This is a genomic window from Celerinatantimonas diazotrophica (genome assembly GCF_004339545.1).
GTDB lineage: Bacteria > Pseudomonadota > Gammaproteobacteria > Enterobacterales > Celerinatantimonadaceae > Celerinatantimonas > Celerinatantimonas diazotrophica.
The window spans coordinates 1,723-4,997 of record NZ_SMGD01000010.1 but is presented as its reverse complement, the minus strand read 5'-3'; the positions used below and the strand labels follow the sequence as shown (position 1 = coordinate 4,997).

2 rRNA genes are annotated in these 3,275 nt (G+C 51.1%); both read right to left on the bottom strand.

Annotation, left to right across the window (positions count from 1 at the left end):
• Positions 1 to 19: 19 nt before the first annotated feature.
• Positions 20 to 134: ribosomal RNA gene (gene rrf, locus EV690_RS03020) — 5S ribosomal RNA — on the bottom strand.
• 96 nt (positions 135 to 230) lie between these two features.
• Positions 231 to 3,116, bottom strand: a 23S ribosomal RNA gene (locus tag EV690_RS03015).
• Positions 3,117 to 3,275: the final 159 nt, after the last annotated feature.

Sequence of the window (3,275 nt, the reverse complement as noted above, 5' to 3'; positions counted from 1 at the left end):
GGATGGGGCTCAATTCGAAGCCTGGCAGTGACCTACTTTCACATGGGGAAACCCCACACTATCATCGGCGCTGTTGCGTTTCACGTCTGAGTTCGACATGGGTCAGGTGGTTCCACAACGCTATGGCCACCAGGCATAAACTAGTGCTCTTTAATCTGAAAAAGCTGACTCTCAACCCATAAGCAACAAGTATTCTCGCCATTATCGGCTCAACACCGCTTAGGTGTTGTATGGTTAAGCCTCACGGGTCATTAGTACAGGTTAGCTCAATGCCTCACAGCACTTACACACCCTGCCTATCAACGTCCTCGTCTCGGACGGCCCTTTAGAGACCTAAATAGTCTAGTGAGAATTCATCTCGAGGCCTGCTTCCCGCTTAGATGCTTTCAGCGGTTATCAGTCCCGAACGTAGCTACCGGGCAATGCCATTGGCATGACAACCCGAACACCAGCGGTTCGTCCACTCCGGTCCTCTCGTACTAGGAGCAGCCCCTCTCAATTCTCCAACGCCCACGGCAGATAGGGACCGAACTGTCTCACGACGTTCTAAACCCAGCTCGCGTACCACTTTAAATGGCGAACAGCCATACCCTTGGGACCGACTTCAGCCCCAGGATGTGATGAGCCGACATCGAGGTGCCAAACACCGCCGTCGATATGAACTCTTGGGCGGTATCAGCCTGTTATCCCCGGAGTACCTTTTATCCGTTGAGCGATGGCCCTTCCATTCAGAACCACCGGATCACTAAGACCTACTTTCGTACCTGCTCCACGTGTCTGTGTCGCAGTCAAGCTGGCTTATGCCTTTACACTAACCGTACGATGTCCGACCGTACTTAGCCAACCTTCGTGCTCCTCCGTTACTCTTTGGGAGGAGACCGCCCCAGTCAAACTACCCACCAGACACTGTCCCCAATCCCGATAAGGGACCAAGGTTAGAACACCAAGCCAACAAGGGTGGTATTTCAAGGGTGGCTCCATACCAACTGGCGTCAGTATTTCTAAGCCTCCCACCTATCCTGCACATGCAGGCTCAGTGTTCAGTGTCAAGCTGTAGTAAAGGTTCACGGGGTCTTTCCGTCTAGCCGCGGGTACACTGCATCTTCACAGCGATTTCAATTTCACTGAGTCTCGGGTGGAGACAGCTTGGCCATCATTACGCCATTCGTGCAGGTCGGAACTTACCCGACAAGGAATTTCGCTACCTTAGGACCGTTATAGTTACGGCCGCCGTTTACCGGGGCTTCGATTAAGAGCTTCGCTTGCGCTAACCCCATCAATTAACCTTCCGGCACCGGGCAGGCGTCACACCGTATACGTCCACTTTCGTGTTTGCACAGTGCTATGTTTTTAATAAACAGTTGCAGCCAACTGGTATCTGCGACTCTTCAAAGCTCCAGAAGCAAGTTCCTTCACCCTAAAGAGCGTACCTTCTCCCGAAGTTACGGTACCATTTTGCCTAGTTCCTTCACCCGAGTTCTCTCAAGCGCCTTGGTATTCTCTACCCAACCACCTGTGTCGGTTTCGGGTACGGTTTCGTCTATCTGATGCTTAGAGGCTTTTCCTGGAAGCAGGGTATCAACTACTTCAGCTCCGTAGAGCTTCGTCATCAGGTCTCAGCATTAAATGCCCGGATTTGCCTGAGCATTCTGCCTACACCCTTAAACGTGGACAACCAACGCCACGCTAGCCTAACCTTCTCCGTCCCCCCTTCGCAATACACGAAGTACTGGAATATTAACCAGTTTCCCATCGACTACGCATCTCTGCCTCGCCTTAGGGGCCGACTCACCCTGCCCTGATTAACATTGGACAGGAAACCTTGGTCTTTCGGCGGGGAGGCTTTTCACCCCCCTTATCGTTACTCATGTCAACATTCGCACTTCTGATACCTCCAGCAAGCTTTTCAACTCACCTTCGCAGGCTTACAGAACGCTCCTCTACCATATGTGCAAAGCACATATCCGCAGCTTCGGTGGCATGCTTAGCCCCGTTACATCTTCCGCGCAGACCGACTCGACTAGTGAGCTATTACGCTTTCTTTAAAGGATGGCTGCTTCTAAGCCAACCTCCTAGCTGTCTGAGCCTTTCCACATCGTTTCCCACTTAGCATGCACTTTGGGACCTTAGCTGGCGGTCTGGGTTGTTTCCCTTTTGACGACGAACGTTAGCACCCGCCGTCTGTCTCCCGAGTAGTACTCATTGGTATTCGGAGTTTGCAAAGGGTTGGTAAGTCGGGATGACCCCCTAGCCTTAACAGTGCTCTACCCCCAATGGTATTCGCTCGAGGCGCTACCTAAATAGCTTTCGAGGAGAACCAGCTATCTCCCGGTTTGATTGGCCTTTCACCCCCAGCCACAGGTCATCCGCTAATTTTTCAACATTAGTCGGTTCGGTCCTCCAATTGGTGTTACCCAATCTTCAACCTGCCCATGGCTAGATCACCGGGTTTCGGGTCTATATCCAGCGACTATTCGCGCAGTTAACACTCGGTTTCCCTACGGCTCCACTAATCGCTTAACCTTGCCACTGAATATAAGTCGTTGACCCATTATACAAAAGGTACGCAGTCACCCCCCTAAGAGGGCTCCCACTGCTTGTACGTAAACGGTTTCAGGTTCTATTTCACTCCCCTCACAGGGGTTCTTTTCGCCTTTCCCTCACGGTACTGGTTCACTATCGGTCAGTCAGGAGTATTTAGCCTTGGAGGATGGTCCCCCCATCTTCAGACAACCTACCACGTGGGCCGTCCTACTCGTTTTCAGTTTAAGTTCGCCACCGTGTACGGGGCTATCACCCTGTGTCGCTGTCCTTTCCAGAACATTCCACTGGCTCCCCTAAACCTTAAGGGCTAATCCGGTTTCGCTCGCCGCTACTCCCAGAATCTCGGTTGATTTCTTTTCCTCGGGGTACTTAGATGTTTCAGTTCCCCCGGTTCGCCTCAGAATGCTATGTATTCACATTCTGATAGTGCACTGAATGCACTGGGTTTCCCCATTCGGATATCTGTGGTTCAAATGCCTCTTATCGGCTTACCACAGCTTTTCGCAGATTAGCACGTCCTTCATCGCCTCTGACTGCCAAGGCATCCACCGTTTACGCTTCGTCACTTAACCATACAACCCTAAACAGGGTCAGTTAGTAACCGGATACGCCGTGTGTATAAAGCACAACGCTCCAAGTACGATTTCACCTATAACACCAAGAACACTTGTTTTAAACTCATGTTCGTTGAGATAATCTTTTATCAGCTTTTCCAAATTGTTAAAGAGCTT